This window comes from Rhizobium sp. L9 (assembly GCF_002531885.1).
Classification (GTDB): domain Bacteria; phylum Pseudomonadota; class Alphaproteobacteria; order Rhizobiales; family Rhizobiaceae; genus Rhizobium.
In genome coordinates, this window is sequence record NZ_NWSZ01000049.1 from 1 (window position 1) to 23,084 (window position 23,084).

18 protein-coding genes and 4 pseudogenes are annotated in these 23,084 nt (G+C 56.7%); 3 read left to right on the top strand and 19 right to left on the bottom strand.

The window, feature by feature from the left end:
- Nucleotides 1-76: 76 nt before the first annotated feature.
- The 3 genes and pseudogenes from CO660_RS31085 to CO660_RS31095 form a co-directional block, all read right to left on the bottom strand.
- Nucleotides 77-1,422, bottom strand: a pseudogene (locus tag CO660_RS31085) (IS66-like element ISRel19 family transposase); the annotation flags it as partial.
- A 72-nt stretch (nt 1,423-1,494) separates the two neighbouring features.
- The gene (gene tnpB / locus CO660_RS31090; RefSeq protein ID WP_009996986.1) at nt 1,495-1,842 is read right to left on the bottom strand and encodes an IS66 family insertion sequence element accessory protein TnpB; all 348 of its coding nucleotides are present in this window, start codon (nt 1,840-1,842) and stop codon (nt 1,495-1,497) included.
- Nucleotides 1,839-2,201, bottom strand: a complete 363-nt coding sequence (locus CO660_RS31095) for a transposase (RefSeq protein ID WP_029875542.1) — start codon at nt 2,199-2,201, stop codon at nt 1,839-1,841. Before CO660_RS31095 ends, tnpB begins: the two co-directional genes overlap by 4 nt.
- 662 nt (nt 2,202-2,863) lie before the next feature.
- On the opposite strand from CO660_RS31095, the pseudogene CO660_RS34590 reads away from it, so the two are divergent.
- Nucleotides 2,864-3,324, top strand: a pseudogene (locus CO660_RS34590) (reverse transcriptase domain-containing protein); the annotation flags it as partial.
- A 68-nt stretch (nt 3,325-3,392) separates the two neighbouring features.
- Here the strand turns inward: CO660_RS34590 and CO660_RS31110 are convergent.
- The 11 genes from CO660_RS31110 to CO660_RS31160 all read right to left on the bottom strand — a co-directional run bounded on the left by CO660_RS31110 (nt 3,393) and on the right by CO660_RS31160 (nt 13,950).
- Nucleotides 3,393-3,578, bottom strand: a complete 186-nt coding sequence (locus tag CO660_RS31110; protein WP_004668636.1) for a hypothetical protein — start codon at nt 3,576-3,578, stop codon at nt 3,393-3,395.
- A gap of 284 nt (nt 3,579-3,862) precedes the next feature.
- A complete protein-coding gene (locus tag CO660_RS31115; protein WP_097584873.1) occupies nt 3,863-5,350 on the bottom strand; it encodes an NAD-dependent succinate-semialdehyde dehydrogenase in 1,488 nt (495 codons plus the stop codon).
- Between the two features lie 23 nt (nt 5,351-5,373).
- On the bottom strand, nt 5,374-6,393 hold the full coding sequence (locus CO660_RS31120) for an ABC transporter permease (RefSeq protein WP_004668632.1): 1,020 nt from the start codon (nt 6,391-6,393) through the stop codon (nt 5,374-5,376).
- 11 nt (nt 6,394-6,404) lie between these two features.
- Nucleotides 6,405-7,379 (bottom strand): ABC transporter permease, encoded by a 975-nt coding sequence (locus tag CO660_RS31125; protein WP_008534336.1) that lies wholly within the window; start codon nt 7,377-7,379, stop codon nt 6,405-6,407.
- Nucleotides 7,376-8,929 (bottom strand): sugar ABC transporter ATP-binding protein, encoded by a 1,554-nt coding sequence (locus CO660_RS31130; protein ID WP_004668627.1) that lies wholly within the window; start codon nt 8,927-8,929, stop codon nt 7,376-7,378. The genes CO660_RS31125 and CO660_RS31130 overlap by 4 nt, the downstream gene beginning before the upstream one ends.
- A 91-nt stretch (nt 8,930-9,020) precedes the next feature.
- On the bottom strand, nt 9,021-10,187 hold the full coding sequence (locus CO660_RS31135) for an ABC transporter substrate-binding protein (RefSeq protein WP_008534334.1): 1,167 nt from the start codon (nt 10,185-10,187) through the stop codon (nt 9,021-9,023).
- Between the two features lie 25 nt (nt 10,188-10,212).
- Nucleotides 10,213-11,109: an alpha/beta hydrolase gene (locus CO660_RS31140; protein ID WP_004668623.1), complete on the bottom strand. Its 897-nt coding sequence runs from the start codon at nt 11,107-11,109 to the stop codon at nt 10,213-10,215.
- Entirely contained in the window at nt 11,106-11,489 is a 384-nt protein-coding gene (locus CO660_RS31145) for a hypothetical protein (protein WP_004668622.1), read from the bottom strand. Before CO660_RS31145 ends, CO660_RS31140 begins: the two co-directional genes overlap by 4 nt.
- Nucleotides 11,490-11,566: 77 nt before the next feature.
- Nucleotides 11,567-11,995 carry a carboxymuconolactone decarboxylase family protein gene (locus CO660_RS31150; RefSeq protein ID WP_170964896.1) on the bottom strand — a complete coding sequence of 143 codons (429 nt, stop codon included), beginning with the start codon at nt 11,993-11,995 and terminating at the stop codon, nt 11,567-11,569.
- 77 nt (nt 11,996-12,072) lie between these two features.
- On the bottom strand, nt 12,073-12,957 hold the full coding sequence (locus CO660_RS31155) for an NAD(P)-dependent oxidoreductase (protein WP_004668614.1): 885 nt from the start codon (nt 12,955-12,957) through the stop codon (nt 12,073-12,075).
- Between the two features lie 312 nt (nt 12,958-13,269).
- Nucleotides 13,270-13,950 carry a GntR family transcriptional regulator gene (locus tag CO660_RS31160; protein WP_004668612.1) on the bottom strand — a complete coding sequence of 227 codons (681 nt, stop codon included), beginning with the start codon at nt 13,948-13,950 and terminating at the stop codon, nt 13,270-13,272.
- Nucleotides 13,951-14,624: 674 nt separating this feature from the next.
- Between CO660_RS31160 and CO660_RS31165 the strand changes: the two genes are divergently transcribed.
- Both CO660_RS31165 and CO660_RS34595 read left to right on the top strand, forming a co-directional pair.
- Entirely contained in the window at nt 14,625-14,864 is a 240-nt protein-coding gene (locus CO660_RS31165) for a helix-turn-helix transcriptional regulator (RefSeq protein WP_008534330.1), read from the top strand.
- Nucleotides 14,865-15,024: 160 nt separating this feature from the next.
- A pseudogene (locus tag CO660_RS34595) lies at nt 15,025-15,350 on the top strand (HipA domain-containing protein); the annotation flags it as partial.
- Nucleotides 15,351-15,573: 223 nt separating this feature from the next.
- Here CO660_RS34595 and CO660_RS31175 read toward each other — a convergent pair.
- The 5 genes and pseudogenes from CO660_RS31175 to CO660_RS31195 all read right to left on the bottom strand — a co-directional run bounded on the left by CO660_RS31175 (nt 15,574) and on the right by CO660_RS31195 (nt 22,634).
- Nucleotides 15,574-17,700: a DUF3141 domain-containing protein gene (locus tag CO660_RS31175; RefSeq protein ID WP_245421412.1), complete on the bottom strand. Its 2,127-nt coding sequence runs from the start codon at nt 17,698-17,700 to the stop codon at nt 15,574-15,576.
- A 661-nt stretch (nt 17,701-18,361) separates the two neighbouring features.
- A pseudogene (locus tag CO660_RS34180) lies at nt 18,362-18,558 on the bottom strand (IS21 family transposase); the annotation flags it as partial.
- Between the two features lie 65 nt (nt 18,559-18,623).
- Nucleotides 18,624-20,153, bottom strand: coding sequence for a hypothetical protein (locus CO660_RS31185; RefSeq protein WP_064812014.1), 1,530 nt, complete (start codon nt 20,151-20,153; stop codon nt 18,624-18,626).
- A gap of 482 nt (nt 20,154-20,635) precedes the next feature.
- Nucleotides 20,636-21,091 (bottom strand): hypothetical protein, encoded by a 456-nt coding sequence (locus CO660_RS31190; protein WP_011053334.1) that lies wholly within the window; start codon nt 21,089-21,091, stop codon nt 20,636-20,638.
- Between the two features lie 31 nt (nt 21,092-21,122).
- Nucleotides 21,123-22,634, bottom strand: coding sequence for a tyrosinase family protein (locus tag CO660_RS31195; protein ID WP_029875549.1), 1,512 nt, complete (start codon nt 22,632-22,634; stop codon nt 21,123-21,125).
- Nucleotides 22,635-23,084: the final 450 nt, after the last annotated feature.

A 23,084-nucleotide genomic window follows, 5' to 3' on the forward strand; every position in this document is an offset into this window, starting at 1 on the left:
GTGTCGCATTGCTGACACCGAGACGCTTCCAATGTTTACAGATACTTAAAGAGGGAGTGCACAATGACTCAGGTCCGCCAAGCGGACGCATGGCTCGTTCAGCGATGTTGTTGTCGATTTCGACACGGCCATCGTCGATGTAGACGCTCAAGGCTGCCCATCGCGACAGGGCATATCGCATCGCCTCGGCCAGCCTCTGCTTCTGAGGCAAAGTCGAGAGTGTCGCCTCGATCCAGGCCTTGAGTTCGTCCAGAACAGGCCGGGCATGGTGTTGGCGCAGGGTGCGCCGCTCGTCAGCCGACATGCCTCGGATACGGTTCTCGATATCGTAGAGAGCGCCGATGCGTGACAGCGCTTCCTCAGCGATCGGAGACGGCTTGAGCTTTATCACATCATGGAACTTGCGGCGCACATGCGCCATGCAGGCGGCTTCAATGATCTGGTTGCCATAGAGCTTCTTGTAACCCCCGTAGCCGTCGGCATGCATGACGCCGCTGAAGCTTGCCAGGTGTCAGCCGGATGTGCGCCCCTGCGGTCGGGGCTGTAGTAATAGGCAATGGCTGCGGGAGTGGCGGATTGATAGCCACTGCCGTCAAAGATGTAGACCCAGACCCTGCCGGTTTTTGTCTTGCCCCGCCCGGGGTCGAGAACATCGACCGGGGTATCGTCCGTATGTATTCGGTCGAGTGCGGCGATATGGGCCCTGATTAACAGGACAAGTGGTGTCAGCAATGCAGATACCCGGCCGACCCAGTCGGCCATTACGGATCGGGAGATGTCTATCCCCAACCGGTCGTACATCTCTGACAGGCGGTAGAGGGGAATGTGATCGTCGAATTTGGCGATCATGATGTGGGCGAGCAGCCCCGGCCCGGGTTTGCCGCGCTCGATCGGCAAGGTCGGCATCTCGCCAGCCACTGTCGTATCGCATTCCCTGCAGATCATGCGCTTCTCGACATGCCGGACAATCTTGACCGACGCCGGCACGTGCTCCAGCACCTGGACCACTCTGTCGGCCGCCTTCAGGAACGAAGTGCCACCGCAGGTCGGGCAATTGCAGGGAGCTGCATAGACCAGTTCTTCGGTGGTGAGATCATCGGGTAGAGGCTTGCGCTTCGGCTTCTCGGATGCGTCGTCCAACTCCGGCAGAGGCGGTTTCCCGGAGCGCTGTTCAGCCTCGGCCCGGGAGGCCTCGATCTCCTCCAACATCAGCTCGAATTGCTCGATCTTCCTGTCGATCTTTTCCGAAGACGCGCCATGTTGCCGATGTCGGAGAAGCTCCAGTTGCGCGCGAAGAAGCCCGATTATGGAGTCTCGCTTGATGACCTCGGCTTCCTGGCTCTCAAGTTTTGCCGCCTGTTCCGCGACGAGTGCGCGCAAAGTATTGAGCTCGTCCTGACTGTCCAGCGGCGCTGTTTCCATATCCGCGAAACTAGCCGATTTGCCTCTGACGCACCAGCGTTAAGCTTCCCATGCCCCTGCAAAATATAGCTTTTATCCCGTTCGGCCGGGAGCGGAAGTCCACGCCGGGCGTCGCCAATCGATCCCCTCAACGAGCATCGAAAGCTGCGCCTGCGTCAGGTGCGCTACACCCTCTTTCGCCGTCGGCCAGGGAAAGTATCCGCGCTCCAAAATCTTGTAGAACAGACAGAACCCCTGGCCATCCCACCAAAGAAGCTTGATCCGGTCCGCGCGTTTTCCGCGAAAGCCGAAGATTGCGCCCGAGCCCGGTGCCTCCCTCACGACCGTCTCGACCAGCGCGGACAGACCATCAATGCCACGCCGCATATCGGTCACTCCGCAGGCCAGATAGACCCTCACATTCCCCGATGGGCCGATCATACCGCCTCCACGCAAGCGACGAGCGGGCCAAGCAGCTTCAACTCAACGTCAACCGCAACCTTCAAGCTCCGACCGTTTCGAAGCAAGATCTCAACGATCGTCGGCCTTGTTGCTGCGGTAGACGGCTGGCTTACGCCAACCTCCTCCGTGATTTCCACCGGGAGGAACACCGTCGGCCGATCGGCATAGTTGAATGATTGCCGCCACAAGCGGATCTGGCCCGGATGAATGTCGTGCCGGCGCGCCACATCGCCAATGCGAGCACCGGGCTCATCAGCTTCCGCAAGTATCCTCAGCTTCGCCTCGTCCGACCAACGCCGTCTGCGCTCGGTACCGGACATGATCTCTATGCGAGCCATGAAACCTCTTCGTTCTGGTATTAATGTCAGCACTAATGCTGGTTCTAATGCCAGAACATCGCCTGATTTGGCCGATCAGCAAAAACAGCTCACCGTACGCTCACGACGAAAGTGTGCTGCAGAGGCACGGAAGGAGTTCAGTGTGAGCTAACCCCGTAACGTGAAGCTGCGTGAATGATGGAGGATGGCCCTCCGGGATCGGCTTTCAGGAGCGGGTCTCAAACCAGTCCGAGCTGCTGCGGTAAAGAGCCGTGGTGGTGAGCGCCGGATGAAGAGTTCGGACGAGATCCGAGCAGGTGCGTGTCCGAAAGACGAACGAAAGTGAACCCTCCGAAGACGCGCCGTTATGAATATAAGCGTCGTCGAAACCAGGACTGTTTCGTCATCCTGGGACAAGTCCGCCGGGTGCCTGATGATTGGGCGGGCGGCGACCGGCGTAGAGGGGGCGTGTTGGACACAGGCTTTCACCCGGAACTGCAGGAACCAGGCTCCTGATGCCAAGGGAGAAGCCCAAGCGGAGAAACCGTAAGGCGAGAGTACCGATGCAGGAGACTGGGGCGGACCGATCCGTATGAGCGTTGAGGGCCCTGTAATGGGGCCGGAGCAAAGGGATCGGATCAGGTGGTCGTATTGTTTGGAACAACCGGAAACAGGATGACTCGATAGGTACGACAGACAAGCCGTTTCGGATTGAGAAGCGGCAAGTGTACGAAGCTTACAAAGCGGTCAAAGCCAACCGTGGTGCAGCCGGGTGGACGGTGAGACCCTGGAGATGTTTGACAAAGACCTTGCGAGAAATCTCTACAAGATCTGGAATCGGCGGTCAGTGATCGGATCGCGCAGATGGTGGTCAAGCAGATGATTGATCCGGAATCCGACATCAAAGCTGTTCGACAATCTTCCGCATGATCTCTTGCTGAAGACGGTCAGAAAAGACGTTAAATGCAACTGGGCTCTGCTCTACATCGAAAGATGGTTGACCGCGCCTATGGAAAAGAACGGAGAAGTCATTGAGCGGATGCGTGGTACCCCGCAAGGGGGCGTGGTCAGCCCGATCCTATCGAATCTCTTCCTGCATTACGCGTTTGACGTCTGGATGACCCGGACGCATCCGGATCTACCATAAAGGCCTGGCGCCGGCGAAGATCGGCGGCTACGTCAAACCGACACTGAGGGTGCGGCCGCCGACAACTACACCTTGACGCGTCGCTGGTTGACGCGAATGGCTTTCGCTTGACCCTCCACGCTGGCACGTGCAGCATCGTCGGCCTGATCGATTTCAGGACGAACGCGTGCATCGATCGGGTGGTGATCATGCTCCTGCTCAGGACTCCGATACGTTGAAACGACAACGCCACGGTGCAACAGCTCGTTCATGTCGTGTTACCTCTTCGAAGGCTACAAGCTATCTGGGAAAGACTTACCTTGTAGGGCATTGGCGGAAGGATCGACAATCGAAAAGACAGGCAGAAATCTCGTCTGCAAGGCCGGCCCCAGAAGGGGTCGGAAGGGAAGATCCGTAGGACAGCTCCCGCGAAACCTCTAGAAAAGTCCAGCCTTTTGAGACCTCGCAACCGGCGGAGAGGATGTTGCTGTCCTGCCTCTATTCAACAGACCTCTCCCCCTTTAAGTTCAGTCGGCGAGCGACCCTTGGGCGATCGCTATGCGCCGATCCCGCCCATGCAGACGTATTTCATGGATAAGAAGCCATCCATTCCGTACTTTGAGCCCTCTCGGCCGAAGCCGGATTGCTTGACGCCGCCGAATGGCGCTAATTCGGTGGAAATCAGACCCGTGTTCACGCCAACCATGCCGTATTCCAGCGCCTCTGTGACCTTCCAAACGTTCCTGAGGTCGTTGGCGAAAAAGTAGGCTGCCAAGCCGAATTCCGTATCGTTCGCGAGTTCGATGACTTCCTCGACAGTATCGAACTTGAACACCGGAGCCAGAGGCGCGAAGGTTTCCTCACGCGCAACCTTCATATCCTTTGTGGCACCCGAGAGAAGCGTTGGTTGGACGAACGTGCCTCCGCGAGCATCGCGGTCACCACCAACCACGACAGTCGCACCCTTGGTCACAGCGTCATCGATATGACCATAGAGCTTTGCTACCGCTTCATCGTTGATCAACGGGCCGATCGTCGCCCCGCTCTCAAACCCGTCAAGAACCTGCAAGGCACTCACGCGCATTGCCAGCTTCTCGACGAACCTGTCATGGATCCCGCTCTGTACGTAAATACGGTTCGCGCACACGCAGGTTTGACCCGCGTTACGAAACTTAGAAAGCATAGCCCCCTCGACCGCCTGGTCGAGATCTGCATCGTCGAAAACGATAAACGGCGCATTGCCGCCGAGTTCCAGGCTCAGCTTCATGATCTTCTGGGCGCCTTGCGCCATCAAGATACGGCCAACTTCGGTCGAACCGGTGAAGGTCAGTTTCTTGACGACCGGGTTGGAGCAGACCTCCTCGCCAAACATTCTTGCATTATCCGTCGGGAGGACGCTGAACAAGCCATCGGGTATTCCGGCACGCTCCGCGAGGATCGCCAATGCAAGCGCCGATAACGGAGTCTCGGCAGCAGGCTTGAATACGATCGCGCAGCCGGACGCGAGCGCCGGCGCGATCTTGCGGCACACCATCGCCGACGGAAAGTTCCAAGGAGCGATGGCGGCCACAACGCCAACCGGCTGCTTGATGACAAGCAGTCGCTTGTCGGCCTGGTGACCTGGAATGGTGTCACCATAGACACGCTTGGCTTCCTCACCGAACCATTCGATGTAGGAAGCGCCGTAAGCAATCTCGCCACGCGCTTCCGCCAGTGGCTTGCCCATTTCCGATGTCAGAATTACGGCCAGGTCTTCAGCGTTAGCTACCACCTCTTCGTAGAACTTCCGCATGATCAGCGAGCGTTCCTTCGCCGAAACCTTAGCCCACTTCTTCTGTGCAGCCTTTGCAGCATCGATAGAGGCTCGCACTTCAGCAAGGCCAGCGCTAGGCAAAGAGGCAAGGACGTCCATCGTGGAGGGGTTTAGCACGTTGATGCGTGTGCCGTTTACCCCTTCGCTCGACCACTTTCCTCCAACCAGCATCTGCTCGCGAACGAGAGTCTGGTCCTTTAAACGGCCTAGCAGGGTGCTGGAGATTGCCATGGATCTTCCTTTCTATGCATTGATCATATCTGATTTCGAATGTGTGGTGACCGTGCGTATATCGCGACCATCGGAACGATGAGCAGACCGACGACAGCCTGCTGCGCCGGAAAGTTCAGTCCGAGGCCAACTAGAAGCGAGGTCAGTACAGTCAGGACAAGAACACCGAGCACTGTCGCGCCATAGCCGCCCGCCCCACCAAGAAGCGACGTCCCTCCAATCACCACCGCTGCTACGGTGGTGAAAAGATAAGGGTCGCCCACGCCGACGAAGCCACCACCGGAAAACCCTAGTAGCAGCATGCCCGTGATTGCAGACATGGCACCGCTGACGCTATGGATGACGGTCCAGACCTTGAATTCGGAGATTCCGAGGCGGGCGGCCGCCGTCCGGCTTCCGCCGACGGCGTAAATGCTGCGGCCAAACCAGGTGTTGTACATGAACCATCCAAGCGCGATGGCGACGATAGCCCAGATCACGATGACCGGAGGCAGCGACAGGCCGAAAAACTTTCCGTTGAACGCCGAAATGTTCCTCAGCCATTCGGGTACCGGAGCAAACACTGTACCACCAAACGCCGAGCCGAGTGAGGTGTAGATCTGGACCGCACCGACGGCCGCGAAGCCAACTCCGAGCGACATGATCAGCGCTTGCCCTTGGAGACGGAAGCTCAGGGCGCCATTGGCGGCCCCGACAAGCGCACCGAGGAGCATGACAACCAGCATCGCGAGGGGAGCGGGAATACCTGCGACCATAAGGCTGGGAAGGAGGATGTTCGCGCCTCCAATAATATATGGTATCGAAAGATCGAGCGCACCGACCAGAGCGCACAGGGTCTGGCCAATGGAGGCAAGCCCCAGAAACGCTGCGAGAAGAAGGATTGAACGCGCGTTTTGGGATGATACGAAGCCGGGGACCAGCAATGCACCGAGTGCTAAGAGAGAGGCCAGAAGAACAAAGCCAATGACGATGCTCCGATGAGCCTTGAGCGGGTTAGACTTCTGAGCCGATTTGATTTCGGAATTCATAACTGTCGCGACCATTATCTTGCTCCTTACACAACCGCGCGGCGACTGATGACAAAGACGTTCACGAGAAGTGATCCGACGAGGATTAAGCCGAATGCCATCTGGGTAACGAACCCCGAAACCGTGCCGAAGTTGAAGGTGGAGAGGAGATAGGAGATGAGGAACATGTTGATCGCGCCAAGCGTAGATCCAAGTGCTCCACCACGACCACCGGAGAGGCTCGCACCTCCGAGAACCAGGGCCGTAACAGCCTGAAGGGTGTAGGTGCTGCCCTGCGTCGGATCACCAGAGGAGATCAGCGCCGTGTAGCTGAGGGCGGCAAGTCCAGCGAATGCTCCACCAACAACGTGGGCGATGATGCGGACTGCGTCCACTCGAACGCCGCTCGTATACGCCATGCGCTCATCCGCACCCGTCATGCGAAGGTTGCGGTAAAACATAGTCCCCCTGAGAAGGAGCCATAATGCATACGCTGCAACCAGCAACAGCAAAACAGGTGACATGATGTCGGTCCCCGCCCCCCAGCTAAGCATCCAGTCGGGCGCGACTCCACCCGGTCGGGACATCACCATCAGGTTCAACCCGGAGAGGACAAGAAAACCCGACAGCGTAACGATTATCGGAGCGACACGCACATAAATGATAACCAGCGCCTGGAGTAGCTGGAATGCCGCTCCCAGGCCGACTGCCCATACTATCACTGCGATAGGGTTGGTAATTCCGTTACCCACAAGCCAGGTAATAAGGGTAACGTTGATGAACCCCATCAAGGGGCCAACTGAAAGGTCCACTGCTCCACGACCCGCCATGACAATGGGGGTGAGGGCAAGCGCCGTTAGAATCAAGGGCGTGGCGACAAGGATTGCACCTGCGAGGCCGTTGTTCGTGAATAGCCCGTGTCCGCGTAGGGCAACGGCGACCAAAAGGACGATGAATAGGCCGGCCGGCACGAAGAGGGAACGGTCCTGGGTGATTTGACGGAATGCGATTCCAGACATCATGCAGTCCTTTCCAGATCGAACTCGATGGAGGCGTTTGGCGATTTTCCAAACATTGCGGCCAAGATTGGCTCTTCCGCTATGTCCTCGCCTGCTAGCGACCGGAAAAGCCTTCCAGCAAAGAAGACGTCGACGCGGTCCGCAAAGCCGATGAACTCTTCGATTTCGCTTGATAGATAAATCACGCTGCCACCCTTCTCCGTGAACAGGCGCAGTTCGCGGTAGAGATCGCGCTTCGTTCCGAGGTCGACACCGCGAGCGGGATCGTTAAGGACGATGACGGACGGTTCGTTTGCAAAGGCACGGCCGATCAAAACTTTTTGCTGATTTCCGCCCGACAGTGAGGTGATCTTGTTCGCCGGACTTCCAATCTTAATCCGGAGCCGATCCACCTCGCGTTTGAACATGGGTTTGAGGCCGGCCTTATTGATTATACCAAGAGGACCGAGGTTCTTGCGATAGACGCCGATGGCAAGATTTTCGAAGATGCTCTGCTGAGGGAAGATACCTTCACGCTTGCGGTCGCCGGAAATATACGAGATTCCTGCTTTGGTAGCGTCTTCGAGCGATGCGACCTTTTTCATTCTCTCGGTGCTGGATGACCAGACTTGGACATTACCACCAAAAGGCTGGATGATACCCGCAACGGCGCGTACGAAAGCGTCCTGCCCCTGCCCGTCGAGTCCTGCAACACCGATGATCGCTCCTTTCGGTAGATCGAAATCGAAGGGCGCTGCCGCGCTGTGAGTAACGAGGTCTCTTACCGCTACCACGGCCGGCGCGGCGGCGCCTACTTGCTTTGATTCGTACGCCTTCGCGTCGCTTGCGTTTCGGTCCGCGGGCGTCATCATTGAAAGCAGGTTCTCTTCAGTTATTTCATGCTTCTCGAGCGTACCAATGGTGACGCCGTCGCGAAGGATCGTGGCTCGATCGGCGATGCGGACAAGTTCAGCGATCCGATGCGTTACGATCAGCACGGTCGCACCTTCCCTACGGAGACGATCAATTTCCTCGTGGAGGCGGATCGTGGAATCGAGGTCTAATGCCGCAGACGATTCATCGAGGATGAGGACCTTCGGCCTGCGCAAGACCGCTCGCGCAATAACTATCCATTGCTTGACGCTCAGAGGCAATGCCCCAACGTTCTGATCGAGATCCACGGGCTTGCCGACGAGGCGTTTCAGGATCTCCTCAGCCTCGGTACGCCGACCACTGCCGCCCTGCGAGCGGAAGATGCCGTCGCGCCCGACATACAGGTTTTCCAATACACTGGCCTCGTCGGCCACCAGCACTTCCTGGAAGATCGTTGTCAGCCCGATGCGCTTGGCGTCAGTCGGAGTCGAAATCTCTTCTCCAAGGACCGAAACGCTCCCGGAATCTGGGTGCAACACTCCAGACATGATCTTCGCCATCGTGCTTTTGCCACTTCCATTCTCTCCGACGATGGCGTGCACTTCTCCGGCCCGGGCTTCAAAATCACACTTCTTTAAGGCCTTAGTCTCGCCGAAAGACTTGGCAACATTGATCAACTTGATCGTAGTTTGGTTTTGCATCGGAGATCCTCTAATCCCAACGGCCGCGCGAGGCGGTCCTCCCACAAGAGAAACTTCTGTCCGGTGGCAAGACCCACCGGGCAGAACAGTTTCACTTCGACACAGGCTTCCAGGGATCAGCCGGGCGTTCGAAGTAGTCTGCAGCAATCGCAGCAGGAAACCACCCGTCCGCCTTGGGCTCCACGAAGTCTGTCGAGTTCAAGTCGCAATCTTCTGGTATTGCCGCGCGGACTTCATCGATGGTGTAAGGCAAGACGGGTCGAAGGAAGGACTGAACCTTAGGGCCTTGTCCCTCCAATGTGCGGAGCATGATCTCCCACATCTGTTGCATCTCGCGACGCGGCGGCCAAATATGGAAACTCCTGTCCACAAACTCGGGGTTCTTGCGCCAGTAGCACGCGGCGGAAGCTTCCCCCCCGAGAGTAATCGGGATCATGTCTCGACCTGACTGCAGCATTGCGTTGAGAACGCCGTTCTCTTGGGCCCCCTGCGTGAGGATCCCATCAATCTTCGTCGGGTTCGTCGCAAGAAACTTCTGAACTTCGACCTGGGCCACCTGGTCGGTCCACTTCCCTGCAACTTCACCGACGATCTTTATGTCGGGGTACTTAGCAAGTGCTTCCTTAGCCGCTTTGTCAAAGCTGTCCGAAGAAGCGAAACCGGGAATACCAGAAACGAGAAGGATATTGCCCTTCTTTCCTATTTTTTCCGCCAGCCACGTCGCCATCTCGGCACCGCCCTGCGCGTGATTGGCCGCGCCATTGATGGCGTATGGCGACGTCACGTAGCCCGAAAATGAGAACACCGGCACACCGGCTTTGTAGGCATATTCGATCGTCTGATTAAGAGCCGTGACGTTCGAGCAGCAGATGATGATTGCATCGACGCCTTCGTCCACCATTTGACGCATCTGCTGGATCTGAACGGCGTCTTTAAGATCCGACTGGGTGACCACGACATCAGACACCAGGCCCGCAGCCTTTGATCGCGGTAAAAGATCGCTCATGACCGCATCGAGAGCTGCGGCTCGCCAGGTGTTGCCAGCGTAGCTGCTTGCATAGCCGATCTTCCACGGAGGACCCTTTTTGGGCTTGAAGTCTTTGTAGGCGCTCGCCCCCAATGGAATCTGCGGATCTACAGTTTCATAGATCTTCTTTTCTGTAGCCGGTAGCTGATCGACACCATCCGCGTAAGCGGTTGTCGCCAGGGCGCTAACCGAGATCAGCGCCCCAAGTGTGACATTCAGAATGCACCTCATTGAAGTTCTCCTCCCGAGAAAAGGATCAGGCAACCTTAGACCGGGCTGCTGATGACTGTTGGATCTCCTCAAGAATCGGCAACAGATACTTCCGGAACTCGCTATAGTCCTCAGTAACGGGAAAATGTCCGAGCTTTTCCATTGTCCAAAACTTGGAGCCTTTGACCAGGTCTGCAGCAATCTTGGTATCGGCCGGGGACGTGTTTGGATCGTATTCGCCCGTGAGGAAGTATAGCATACATTTCGACGTATCGATTTTGCTGGCTTCTTCTGGCGACACATCGTGGTCGTAGTAGTAGTAATAAAGATCACCCGCGAAGATTCCCGGTCCACCGCAGCTGTATTCCCACTGGATTTCACGGACATTCGCTTCTGGCGAGTACGGTGAGATATTCAGCATCATCGCCGCACCGATGGAGGTGCGATTGACGTTTGGATTGTCGAACTCCCTGCGGATGCCAGCCATACCGACGTCGACGTACTCCGCCGCCGAGCGCAACGCACCTTCGACCGAGATCGTGGCGCGGAAGTTGTCCGGATAGTTCGATGCCAGGTCGATCGCGAGATGGCCGCCCATGGAGCTGCCCAAATAAACGGGGCGGTCTAGGTCGAGCGCTTTTGAGAGTTCGAGCTGGAAGTCCATCATGAACTTCTTGGTCATGTTGTATTCCTTCTCCCACCAGCGAACGCCGTAGGGGGGAAGGGACTTGCCGTGATACGGCAGATCGAACGCGATGACGCGAAAATTTTTCGTCACGTCGGAATCGCAAAGCATATGACGGTATTGGCGACCGTCGGACCCTGCCGTATGACCGACGAGAAGCGGAATCCCCTGGCCCGCTTCTTCGTAATAGACGCGGTACTCGATACCTTCTACGGTGAGATAGAGATAACGGCCGATAATGGGGTCAAACTTGGTCATGCTGCTGCTCCTTCAGAACGGGCATTGCGCATCAGGGTGGTCATGCGGTTGAGAGCAGGCAGATACGCGAAGGTTTCGTTGTTACTGCTAAGGTAGAGGCCATGCTTGATGTTTGATGACTGCAAGCACTGATAAAACGGCAAGGGTTTGTGCTGAAGCAGCGCCTCCCACTGTGAACCGGTCCCGCGTATGACGATAGTGCACTTGTCGTCGTCGTATTCGGCCTCTTCCACCTTTAGCAACGTACCGTCCTCGAAATGAAGCGCTACACTGCGGGTAGGGAAATCGCATTTTAATATACCGTTAAGATAACGAGTTTCGCGCTTGAACTCGAAATCCTCCCGCACGAATTCTATGAATTTCTTGAGATCTATCGCCATTTTAGGCTCCTCCCTTGTTGATAAGCGCTGAGAACTCCGCGCATGTTGTACATGCCCCCTCACGGGACAGCACATTCTCAAATGCCCATTTCGGTGAATTCTTCCTGGGCATGCCTGAAACTGTCGATGCCTGCTGGCACACCAACGTAGATAGCCACCTGAAGGAAGATCTCCTGGATCTCCTGTTTCGTAACACCGTTGTTGATGGCGCCGCGGATGTGGCCTCTGAGCTCGTGCGGTCGGTTTAAAACCGCTATCATTCCAAGGTTGAGGATCGATCGAGCGCGACGGTCGAGGCCAGGTCGGTTCCAGATATTGTCCCAACAATACTCGGTGACGAGTTCCTGCATCGGCCAGGTGAAGTCGGTCGCCTTTCCGAGGGCCGCATCAACGTAAGCGTCCCCCATCACCTGCCGACGAGTAGCAAGTCCGCGCTTGAACTGCTCCGATGGAGCTGTTCGCTCGCCGGCCTTAGACCCCTTATCTTTCCTGTCCAAAGTGGCCATTGGGTTTCGCTCCCTTCATCATATTTGACAGATTATCAGACAATTTTCAACTGTCAGTTTGGCGTAGTTTTTCGCGGTCAGGCCTGATCTTTCACGAACTGCGCAATTTTCGTATGGTCGACATCGGGGCCTAAAGCATGCCGAGCAGCATCCCAGGCATCAGCGGTACCGGCCAATGTCGGCAGCTGGAGATTGAGCGCCTTCGACAAGTCCGCTGCAATCCTAATGTCTTTCGCCATAAGCCCCAAAGCAAAACCAGAGCCAAAAGTCTCCGAGAGGATGAACTGCTTCATCTTCACTTCTGTTGCGTTGTTCTTGCCAGACGACGAGTTGAGAATATCGACGATCGTTCTAGGATCGAGACCAAACGTTCGGCCAAGAAGAACGCCTTCGATAGCTGCCAGAACCCCGGCTCCCGATACGAAATTGTTGATGGCTTTCATGGCGTGCCCTGAGCCGATCGGGCCTGTCCTAAAAATCTGGCCGCCCATGGCGCACAGGATGGGATCAGCTTGATCGATATCGTCAGAAGCACCGCCTGCCATGATAGTAAGAGAGCCTTCGACGGCTCGCTTCACTCCGCCTGACACGGGAGCATCGACCAGCCGCAAGCCCTTCTGATGCAAGCGCTCTGCGAGCTCACGAGTATCATTGGGCGCCGATGAGCTCATGTCGATGACAAGCGCGTCAGCACTCAGGGATTGCCAGGCCCCATCCTTGAAGAGCGCGTCTTGAACAACCTTGCCGTTGGGAAGCATGGTAACCGCAACATCGGCCCCATTGAATGCTTCCGCTACCGTCTCTGCCGGAACGCCGCCGACGGCCGCGAACCTTTCCCTAGCCTCGGCCGATAGATCAAAGCCAGTGACTTCGAATTGAGCCGACAACAGATGTTGTGCCATCGGCCCGCCCATTGCGCCGAGACCAATAAAGGCGACGCGCAGATTTTTTCGTGGTGACAACGTCCCGCTCCCGAATGTGAGGCAAGCACAATCAGCTACCTCCGTTAGTGAGGAGTAGTTAACGACCTATCAGACAATCTGTCAATCGGAAAATTCATGCTTGGGCCGGCGCGCCCTCGCTACGACGCCAATTTTGCCGTCGCTTCTTCAATCACCTCACTTAAAATGACGTGCAAGCAGCACCCATCTTATCGTCCGATGGACACCAGAGAGGTTGTTGCGTTGTCAAAAGCACCGTGCCTGAAGGATTTAATTACACCCGGCCACCTCCAGCATCAGACAATCTGTCAATTTTCGGAAAATCTTATGGCATCAGCCTGAGGTGTTGTTGCGCAGGTACTCGAGTGCGACTTTCGCAGCCATATCAATGTGGTGCTTACAAGCGGCCGCAGCCCTGGGTCCGTTGCGATTTTGGATCGCTTCGGCAATCTCTTTGATTTCTGCAATGCTATGTTTGAGGCGCCCCGGTTGTGTCATCGAAGTCATGCGCAGAAGATTGATCCGGTTGTGCAGCGATGTTAGCATTTGCCTGACGAAGACGTTTTTGCTGCCATCCATCAAGCAGTCATAGAAGGCGTTTTTGGCAGCGATGAGCCTGTGTCCCACGCCGCTTTCCGCCGACGCTTCGAATTCTCTAACGGCATCTTGCAAAGTGGCAATATCTTCCGCCGTTCCATTTTCGGCGAACTGCTGACCAGCAAACCCCTCGAGCAGCGCGCGGACGGTGTAGAGCTGAGCGGCCTCCTCATAGGTTATGATACTGACAACTGGACCCTTGTGGGGGAAGCTTGTGATCAATCCCTCTGCCTCAAGCTGCCGAAGCGCTTCACGGACGGACGTGCGACCCACGCCGATCATTTCGCAAAGCTCGCGCTCGACGAGCCTTTGCCCCGGCTTGAACTTGCCCGTCGCAATAGCCTGTCTGAGCCTTTCTTCGACTTGCACTCGAAGAGAGGCATTTTGCCGAGCGACCTGCAGCTCCACATCTACCATGATCAATGTCCTACGTAGCACTAATGAATTTGAGCTAAATATATGGCTGCTTCGCGGGGAACTTTCAATCAGATTGTCTGATGAGCGGTCATTAGCAACTATTCTCGAGGATTGAGCCCGCTGTGTAGAGGTCGGCTTCCCGATCCATGAGGAACCGATCGGTTGGCGCGCCATAAGTGGAAATTCTAGTCCAAATGGCCTAGTTCAATTGGTGTCCTGATGGCCGACAATGTCCGCCCGCCGATTTCTCAAAACCAGCCACGTTGCGACCCTGATCGACGAGGTGTCCACGGTCACCGACACCACCGCATCTTCCAGGAGCACCCGTTCGACTAACGGCCGGGTGCAGCTTGGCAATCGGCAAAAGCCGCATCAGCAGACGATAGTGGTTCCGATCGCGCCTCCGGTCCGGAGGCGGCATCGATCTTGAGCGCCTCAAGATCCGCCATCTTTCTTCGCCTGCCAGCCTGGCTCGTACTTGCGCTATCCGCAATTCCCATTCTAACCACTTTTCTCTCTGACCATCTCTCTTGAAAAATTGTAACCTTCGTGCTACATATCTAGTGCAATCTGTAGTGCGAAGGTGACAAATTCCGACACCTCACAACCCTCCGGGTGCGGCGCGCGCTGCGCAAACTGGGCGCAGACATCCACGTCGACGTCGCCGCCTGCCTATGGCGGTAGTAGCCGAACGTGCCTTCACCTCACGCTCAACGCTTCAAAAGATCGAGGCCGGCGACACCAATGTCAGCATCGGCATCTATGCAGGCGTCCTCCAGGCACTCGGCCTGCTAGATGGGCTGAGCCAAGTCGCCGACATCGGTGACGACAGCGTCGGCCAGTCTCTGGCCAATGCAGAGTTGCCCAAGCACGCTCACCCAAGGCGATCACCGGGATCGTCACGCGATGGCTGATTTCGAAGTTCATCTCGACCTTCACGGCCGCACACGTCCCATCTGGCCCGGAGCAATCGCGCCCGTGGTGCCGAAACAATCGTGTTTGAGTATGATCGTGCCTGGCTCGAGGACCCGGGCCGCTTCTCGCTGCAGCCCGCTCTAGCTCTGAGCTGGGGAGAAAAATCACGGCTTTCTGTGGCTCAATAAAGCCAGCTGGTCGTTGTCCCCTGCCTATGACCTCAATCCAGTGCCTACGGATGTCAAGGCGCGCGCGCTGACGACAAACATTGATCTTGATGAAGGCACCTGCTCCCTTGACCTGCTGGAAGAACCTGCAGGGCTCTACGCCCTAACGCTCGCCGAGGCTCGCGCGATCATTAAGGAAGTCGCGACACCGCAAGGTGGCGCGAGACCGCCAAGGCGGTCGGTGCGCGGTCAGCCGAGATCAACCGTATGGCCAGTGCGTTCGATCACGATGATTTGCAGCGAGCGCCAGCCCTATGACGAGAGCCTTCCTCCACAGTTTCAATCCGCCCTCTGCCGGCCCGATCACTGAACCGGATTACGGCATCGTTGCGTTGTAAAGGACGGATGTCCAATGGCAATTTTCCGATCTGCGGTCCTGGCTGGATTTGCGATGGAATTGTTTCAAGCGCCTCCGTGACCAACGAGCGAAAACCAATAATTATGTGATTCGGTGAGATCGAGACGCTACTCTACGAACAAACTATGTCACTGCCAGCGGATCCTCAATCACATCGACGATCGATGGCTGGCCAAGCACGTCCGCGAAGCGCTGTAGCATGGCAACAGTACTCGATGACATCTCCGCCCTGGAGCCCGGGATATAGCAAGCGGCTGCATAAGCGAGTTGCCGTTGCCTCGGTTCCGTTAGCAACAGCGGCAGCGTCTCGATTGCTTGCTCCGGCTCAAAGGTGACGATAGCCGTCTGCACGCGAGTGATTTCGGCCAAATGATCAGCGCTTAGTGAGCGGAAGGGCTCGTCCTCGGTCAGCACCCGTGACCAGCGCGCCAGGCGGTCGCGTCGGATCCCGCCACGATCGCTCACCAGGAGTACGACCATACGGATGATGGCATCGGCGAGTCCGCCGATCGCGATCCTCCTGAGCGCATTGGCGATGTCCGGCTGCCATCTCATATCGTCAAGTGTCGTCCCTTTGCGGTATGCTTCGTGGGGATTGTCAAAATATCGCTGCCAAGGGTTGTTCCAGATCATGTGAAACGCGAGCTCATAACCCATGTCGCGCCAGTCGCGCATGACCACGATCGCCTGTTCGACAGCCTTGAAATAGAGCGCTTCCGCAGCCAGGAAAGGATTTTCCGCTGCTGCGTTCGCCCGGGAGTTCCGTACCTGCTCTGAAATTGACTTATAGCCAACCATGATCGGATTCTGAGAAGACAGCAGCGATCGCTCCAGCCGCTTTGGATGGAACATTCGGCTGGCGTCTGCTGAGATGTCTGTGACCGCGGCCTGCACAAAGGGGCGGGCAACTGTGTGATAGATCTGCGCTTGCAGTTCAGAGACGCGGGCGACGGCAGCGAAGGGACCTCCATCGTCATGGCCGTCGTTAAACTCACGGATATTCTCGAAGGTGCGCTCGATCAGTTCAACACTATAGCTCTTGTGTCCAGCATCTTCTTGAATGTCCGTGATGCGCATCTCGTAAAGGCCAGGCAACAACGCCTCAATTGCCTCGAGCGTGCTTGCAACCTCATTGTATTCTTTGTTGATTACTCTCGAGGAAACGAATGTACCGAGGTGACCGACGTCGTTGTGTACCATATAAATAATGTGCTGGCCGAGAAGGCGGATTTCCTCCTCGTTGTCATAGATTTCGGGGATCCAATTCAGCGCCTGCTGCGGCGGCGTTACATTGTCGCCATGACTGGCAAATATGATAATAGGCGCCCTGATCTTCTTAAGGTCGAAATGCCGCCGGTCCGGCTCCCCATACGCCTTGTTGTGCGCCAGTCGATTACCAACAAAGAGGTGCTCAACTATCCAGCGGATCTCGTCTCCCCGCATCAGGCAGAAGCCGCCCCACCACTTCTCAGCCTTAAGGAAGGCTTCGCTCGCCGCATCCACATCTCGGAACAGTTCGACATACTTCATGAATAACTGGCGCTCGGGATTGAGCGTTTCGAAATTCTGTACGAGATGGGCGCCGTCGAAGATGCCTCCGCCCAGATCTGACAAAAACATGGTTATCCAAGCTCCCCCGAAGAGGCCCGCCATGTAGCGGAGGGTATTTTCGCCGATATTTCCCGAGGTAGGTGTCACCGGCGATCCGTTGAGGATGATCGGGCCAGCTAAGTCGAGATTTGTCGCAACCATCAGAAGGGTAGCCCAGCCAGCTTGGCAGTTGCCGACTACGACTGGAAGGCGGGCAAGCGGATGCAGGCGCATGACCTCACGAACAAAGGCCGCTTCCGCATACGTGACATTAGAGAGATACTGCCCCCCCTCTGGCTCTCGGCGGAAGGACACCAAATAAACCGGGTGACCTTCCCGGAACGCCACGCCGACCTGGCTGTCTTCTTTGTGGCCACCGACGCCGGGACTATGTCCGGCGCGCGGGCAAATGATTATGAAGGGGCGCTTCGTGTCATCGACGTTAACACCTTGGGGCGGGATCATTCGAAGTAACACGTAATTGGATTTCAAGGGCAGATCGTTTCCATCCATAACTGTCTCGTAGTCGCAGAAGAAAACCGGCGGACAGCCTGCCGCTTCATGTTCGAGGAAGATGTCGCCGCGCTGTCGGAGAAGATCCATGCACAATATGGCGCGCTCACTAGCGTCGCGCAGGTATTCCGCCCAAGCGTGGCCCATTCCCATTGCCGTGCACCTCGCGTAGACTCTCGGCAAGACGTTCGGCCTCAGTAAAGAGCTTTCCCTGGCGGGTAGAGTGGGTGTCGCACATGACTTGCACGCGGCGCAATAAGGCAACCTGCAGAATTTTAGCGGTTTCAGCGCCCGCTGCCGCCAAGCGTTGGAACATCGGGAATAGACTTTGGGTCACTTGGCTGTCCAGTTCCGTGGATGGCGCTTCAATCCACCGGAGCGGGTTTAGAGATGTAAGAATATCCGCCATCGTTTCAACTCCTCTATGGTTATGATCCCGTACGCATACATACGTGCCAGATCGATCGTGCTTCCGTCTGGCGAGGTGCTCGGTAGGCAATGCCGACGCCTAGGAAAGCAGTTTGACGACTTCCGACCCCAACGAGTTACCGCCGCATTCATCCCCTGCAATGTCTATGCCAAGCACTGGGTCAGCCAGCTACGCCGGGAGAGGGGGCAGCAAGCTCGTCGCCAGGGAAAGCCACACAAAGTCTTCATTCAGCCTGGATCAGCAGTTTCTCCCAGCTCGTTGGAGACTATCGGAGGACAGGAGGTGATGGATTCGCCTGCGGTGTGGGATCCCACCAACTAGGATGTTTCAGCGGCCGTCCGCGTGGCTTTGGTTGGGGCTAAGGCTGGTGGTGGCACGGTTATAGACGATGCCTTCTGTCTGACGCTCACCGATGACGGCAGTCTTCATCCGGTCGCAAAGCACTCCCGCGGAGCGCCGCCGAGAGCCTCGAAGGCCGCGATGTGGAAACGCAGGCCGGTCATCTGATGCATGACGAAGCGTGCCCAGATGGGACGGCTATGACCCGGCACTATCGTGAACAGCCAGATGATCCTCGGCGCCAGTTAAAGTGCCGACCGCGTGACACCGCCATTTTCGCTGGCGTTAGTGTTGGTCAGGTTTACAGCAGATCACCGATAACAGTGGACAGGTTAAACGGAACGATTCCGATCTCACCACGCGGCATCCTGTCGAGCAAGTCGACCGTGCGGGCAAAGGTTTCGACTTGCTGAAAGGCGTAATCAGGGTCGAGCCGGTCCAAGCCTCCGCCCGGCAAGACCTGGCAAAGATAGTCCGGTATCGGACAGCTTGATATCGTCGGAATTCCTGATGCGTATAATGGCTGTCCTTCGCCCAACATCACCTGCGCCGCCGCTGGGGCGACTATCAGCGCGCGTACCTTTTTGCGCCCGCGTGCGGCAGCGATGTACACGTCACTCATCGACTTATTACTGGTATAGATCAAATCGAGTTCCGGCTTCCCGGTGGGCGCGGGGTGCCCTTTTGCAAAGTCATCTCGCCACTCGGTACATCCAAGATGCTCAATCGTAGCTCCTGCAACGGCTTTAGCATGGCCGGGTTTGCCGTCCCACAATTCTGGATGCATTTCGAGCCAGGTCGCCGTCGCCTGATTCCCGTGGCGGCCGAACTGGGGAAGCTGGAAATGACCCGTGACGAGTACGAAGACGAGGCTCCGGTTGCGGGCAGATTTCGGTAGCGAGGAGAAATAATGCGCCAGAGCGAGTACCCCAGCACCGCCGTTCTCTTCGCACGCATTAGGTCCATCGGTGTGGGTGTTGATGATGATTGTCTCAAGCAGGTTGCAGCCCGGCAAAACCGCATAAATCGTATCGGTCGCAACGTCTTCCAACGTGCCATCCAAGGTCAGGCGACCGCTCAAACCGTGCTTGCTCGCGGCTTTGATCCGCTCTCCTTCAGATTGCGCCACCCATATTGCAGGTAAGCCCCAATACGGTGTGGTGAATGGCAGCACCTGCCCCTTCAACTGCACTTCCGAGACGCCTTCGAAAATGCAAACGACGGCTAAAACCCCTGCTTCACGCGCCTTGTCGATCGGTACGCCAAGCAAACCGGTGATAAGCGGCGTGGTTACGGCTTTGGGAAAGTCTATGCCTTCCGGCAGGCTGCCGCGTCGATTGGTCACCAGTTCGAGGAATGCCGCCAGATCCCGACGCTTTACCGTCACCACCGCAATTTTGCCGCGGGCTTTCTCAAACGCCTGAACCCGACCGTTGAAAAGAACCATCTTACCCGAGATACCGCCGGGAGGTGTAAGCCCGGAATACGGGAACGGCGCCGCTACCTCAATTACTTCACCATTTGACAGTTTGAACGCGGTGGTTCGTGGCATCCACCGGCGCATCGTGAGTTGATCGCGCTTCACCTCAAGGCCCATCCCTCTCAACTCACCAGCAAGATAATCGATTGCCCGTGCTTGCGCCGGGCTGCCGGTCAATCGGGGGCCGAAACTGTTGAGCCTTTTGATCCAACTCCAAAGTTTCCGCTGATCAGGGAGTGCGGGGATGGACGGCTTTCGCTGCTCACTGAATCCGGTGCTGGGAAAAGCCGGGAATACGATCCCGGCGAGAAGAGCAGTGAGCCCAACAGTCGAAAAATCTCTTCGTTTCAAGACTAACCTCCGCGCCTCTCTATCACGAATGGAAGCGATACCTATGGCCGCACGCCGCCCGTGTCCTTGCAAATCCAGTGCCATTAAAAGCACACGTCTAATCTTCAGTTTTGAATTGAACGCGCAGTCTGAATCGGTTTTGGACCGCGTGCGAAGTCAATGCAGCTTTCGGACAGCCTCCGCGCAAGCATCTGAAGTGGTTGAAGAGTCACTTTACTGATCTAGGAACGCGTCGTTGGTTCAATGCCTTTAAGAGCGACTTTATCTTGAGCCTAGTCTCGGGTCGGCCAAAAACCTTTGCCTGCTTGCAGACGACCATCAGTCGCCGAATGCAGCGGCAAGACTGTAAACTGTTGACCACGATAGGCGCTGCGCGTTGGACCTTTGTCACAACAACCTATCAAAACCCTCTATTTTATCCGGCGGACTTTCATTGCCGCCAAGGTTCTGGAGCTAGCGGCAAATCAGCCCCGACTGCCAATCTATTCAATGCTAGCGTCGCTGATAGTGATGCTGGCGCCCGAACCGCCGCCTGTTTGAGGCTCCAGCCGGATAATGACGGTCTGTGGCTGACGGCAAGACGGGTCATCGGGCAAGGGAAACCCAAATCGTTGAGGCTTTGCCCCGTCCAATACCGAAAACGCCTTGTTCGGAAAAATACCAAACCTACCAATTTCGCGAACGTTACTGCCGCAGTCAAGCGAAACGACCGTCGTCACTGGTCCTGAAGTCGACGGTTCATAACCAGTGACAGTAAGGACGACCCGCGCACTGGTATCAACCGATGAGTGGACTGCTCTGCTCGATATGGTTATCGTCGCGGGCTTACTGGTCGTTGCCCGCATGTCGCTCTCGTTAGCTTGAACCGGGCTGACGATGCGCAGCATCGATAATGCCGCCGCACGAATAGCGATAAGCACCCAACGATGATAGCGCATCGATGTCTCCACAACCCAGCCAGTCCGGATGTTAGGCGGACACTATGGCTATTTCTAGCTTTGCGGGCTCTACGGCGCCGGGTTTGCCCGCTCCCGATCCGACAGGAATGAGCTGCAGGTCGATGGCCTCGCCATCCGTCTGCCCCCTTCCGCCGTAAACCCGCTGGATCGCGTCCGTCAGATCGAGGACGAAGGATGGTTTGCGATGATGGTCGCCGTCATGACCGAGAACGGCGAAAGAACCGACGTAATGGGGATCGGTGACGGGCGTATCGGCCTTAAGGTCGTTCTTGCCGAGAAACACCCGAACGCTGGTCGTGCTGGCACTGGTGATCTCGACATCGCGCAGGAATGCCAGCACACGAGGAGCGGAGGCCGCCTGCTCCTGTGCCGCGCCAAAATCCATTGTATCCATGCCGGATGGCAGAGGCGGTTGGCGGACGATCTCCTGCAATGCGCCCGCCGGGATCTTGATCGGCAGCGAAAGCGGCACGTTTTCCGTTGCCGCCTTGCTGTTGTCCGTGGAGGTGGTCGTCACGCCGGCGATTGCAGCATCGGTCGCCGTCGCCGCGATCACGGACGTGAGTTTATCGTTCAGGGCCAGCGTTTTGGCGCTCGCCGCCGCGACCTTGAAGTAGGTCCGGAAACCATAATTGTATCCGAGTTCCTCTGGAACATAAAGGTCAGAGACCTTCGGGGACCAGAAGTTGCCGTCGACATCGTAGAAATTGTCGGTGAACGGCATGTCGGCCCAGAGTCGATCCGTGCTGTTGGCGTTGCGCAAATTCCAGGTCGCCCAGATGCGGTCGATGTTGCAATGATGCATGAAGAAGATCGGATCGCGGGGCGACGACATTTCCGGCATCCAGCCACCGATATTGTTGTGCACCTGATTGTGCGGTGTGTATTCCAGCGCCCCCTGCGTGCCGCTGCTGGTGGTGACCCAGGAAGGATCGAGTGAGTTCTGTCCCTCGGGGCGGGTGGTGCCGAAGACCTCGTATGGCTTCGCCGTTAGGATGGTGTTGAGAACCTGTGGCCCAACTATATTGTCCGGCATCGGCTGCGTGATTGGCCAGGTGCGCGACGAAACATAAAGTGGATTGTCCTTGCCGTCGGGCGTCTTTTGCATTGTGAACACTTCGGGCAGGTACGGATTGTCGGTCCAGTCCCAGAACGGCATAGCGAAATCGTTGTTCTTGGTCACGTGCCGAACGATGCGCTCGTACATAGCCGTATAGGCCCTGTGCCACGGCAGGAAATACCAGTTGCCATGCGGGCAGTATTTGACGACGTCACCGCTGCCGTGAATTTTCGAGAGGTTGACCCAGTTGAATTTGTCGCTGGCGGGAAGGGCGTTGAGAAGGCGCACTGCGTCGCGATAGGTCTCGATGATCGGGTCGTTCCAGGCCAAGCCCTGCAGTGAGCGCCGCCAAGGGATTGACGGTATCTGCGCGAAGGCTTTTGTCCCCGGTAGGCCGCTGGCGAGCAGGCCTGCTGCAATGACGCCACCCTGAACGATGACATGTCTGCGTGTGATGCTCATCTTACTCTCCCTTGGATTTGAATTGTCCTTCGCCAAGATTAATGCCGCTTTTAGGCCGGTTCCGCGCCGTCTGGGCGCGGGAGCAGTGGGCAATTCGCACCACCATAGAGCTTGCGTTGGCTCTTTCTGAGTTTCGGTGAATCGGCGGCACGAGAAATGAAGCAAGCGACGTGCCACTCGAAAATGCAGCGTAAAATGCGAGCTAAAAACGCTACTACCGATCGTATTCCTGCATTCCAGTTGGAATCCAGATTCCGGAAAACTTAGTATCGCATTCCATGATCGTTCGAGCGACGGCTTGCCGACCAGCCACGGCAAGCACGTTCGGTTGCGAAAACCTCAAATGATCAAGCTGAAACAGTTGTTCAGACCGGTGAGAGGGCCCAAGATGCTGAAAACGCCCTGTGCGACGATAGAGAAGCACGCATCTCGAACAGGCTTTCGCTATCG

Excerpts from the sequence above, each read along its gene's own strand:
- tnpB (WP_009996986.1), bottom strand. The coding sequence starts at position 1,842 with ATGATCGGCCCATCGGGGAATGTGAGGGTCTATCTGGCCTGCGGAGTG.
- CO660_RS31095 (WP_029875542.1), bottom strand. The coding sequence starts at position 2,201 with ATGGCTCGCATAGAGATCATGTCCGGTACCGAGCGCAGACGGCGTTGG.
- CO660_RS31110 (WP_004668636.1), bottom strand. The coding sequence starts at position 3,578 with ATGAACGAGCTGTTGCACCGTGGCGTTGTCGTTTCAACGTATCGGAGT.
- CO660_RS31115 (WP_097584873.1), bottom strand. The coding sequence starts at position 5,350 with ATGGCAATCTCCAGCACCCTGCTAGGCCGTTTAAAGGACCAGACTCTC.
- CO660_RS31120 (WP_004668632.1), bottom strand. The coding sequence starts at position 6,393 with ATGGTCGCGACAGTTATGAATTCCGAAATCAAATCGGCTCAGAAGTCT.
- CO660_RS31125 (WP_008534336.1), bottom strand. The coding sequence starts at position 7,379 with ATGATGTCTGGAATCGCATTCCGTCAAATCACCCAGGACCGTTCCCTC.
- CO660_RS31130 (WP_004668627.1), bottom strand. The coding sequence starts at position 8,929 with ATGCAAAACCAAACTACGATCAAGTTGATCAATGTTGCCAAGTCTTTC.
- CO660_RS31135 (WP_008534334.1), bottom strand. The coding sequence starts at position 10,187 with ATGAGGTGCATTCTGAATGTCACACTTGGGGCGCTGATCTCGGTTAGC.
- CO660_RS31140 (WP_004668623.1), bottom strand. The coding sequence starts at position 11,109 with ATGACCAAGTTTGACCCCATTATCGGCCGTTATCTCTATCTCACCGTA.
- CO660_RS31145 (WP_004668622.1), bottom strand. The coding sequence starts at position 11,489 with ATGGCGATAGATCTCAAGAAATTCATAGAATTCGTGCGGGAGGATTTC.
- CO660_RS31150 (WP_170964896.1), bottom strand. The coding sequence starts at position 11,995 with ATGGCCACTTTGGACAGGAAAGATAAGGGGTCTAAGGCCGGCGAGCGA.
- CO660_RS31160 (WP_004668612.1), bottom strand. The coding sequence starts at position 13,950 with ATGGTAGATGTGGAGCTGCAGGTCGCTCGGCAAAATGCCTCTCTTCGA.
- CO660_RS31165 (WP_008534330.1), top strand. The coding sequence starts at position 14,625 with ATGGCGGTAGTAGCCGAACGTGCCTTCACCTCACGCTCAACGCTTCAA.
- CO660_RS31175 (WP_245421412.1), bottom strand. The coding sequence starts at position 17,700 with ATGGGCCACGCTTGGGCGGAATACCTGCGCGACGCTAGTGAGCGCGCC.
- CO660_RS31190 (WP_011053334.1), bottom strand. The coding sequence starts at position 21,091 with ATGCGCTATCATCGTTGGGTGCTTATCGCTATTCGTGCGGCGGCATTA.
- CO660_RS31195 (WP_029875549.1), bottom strand. The coding sequence starts at position 22,634 with ATGAGCATCACACGCAGACATGTCATCGTTCAGGGTGGCGTCATTGCA.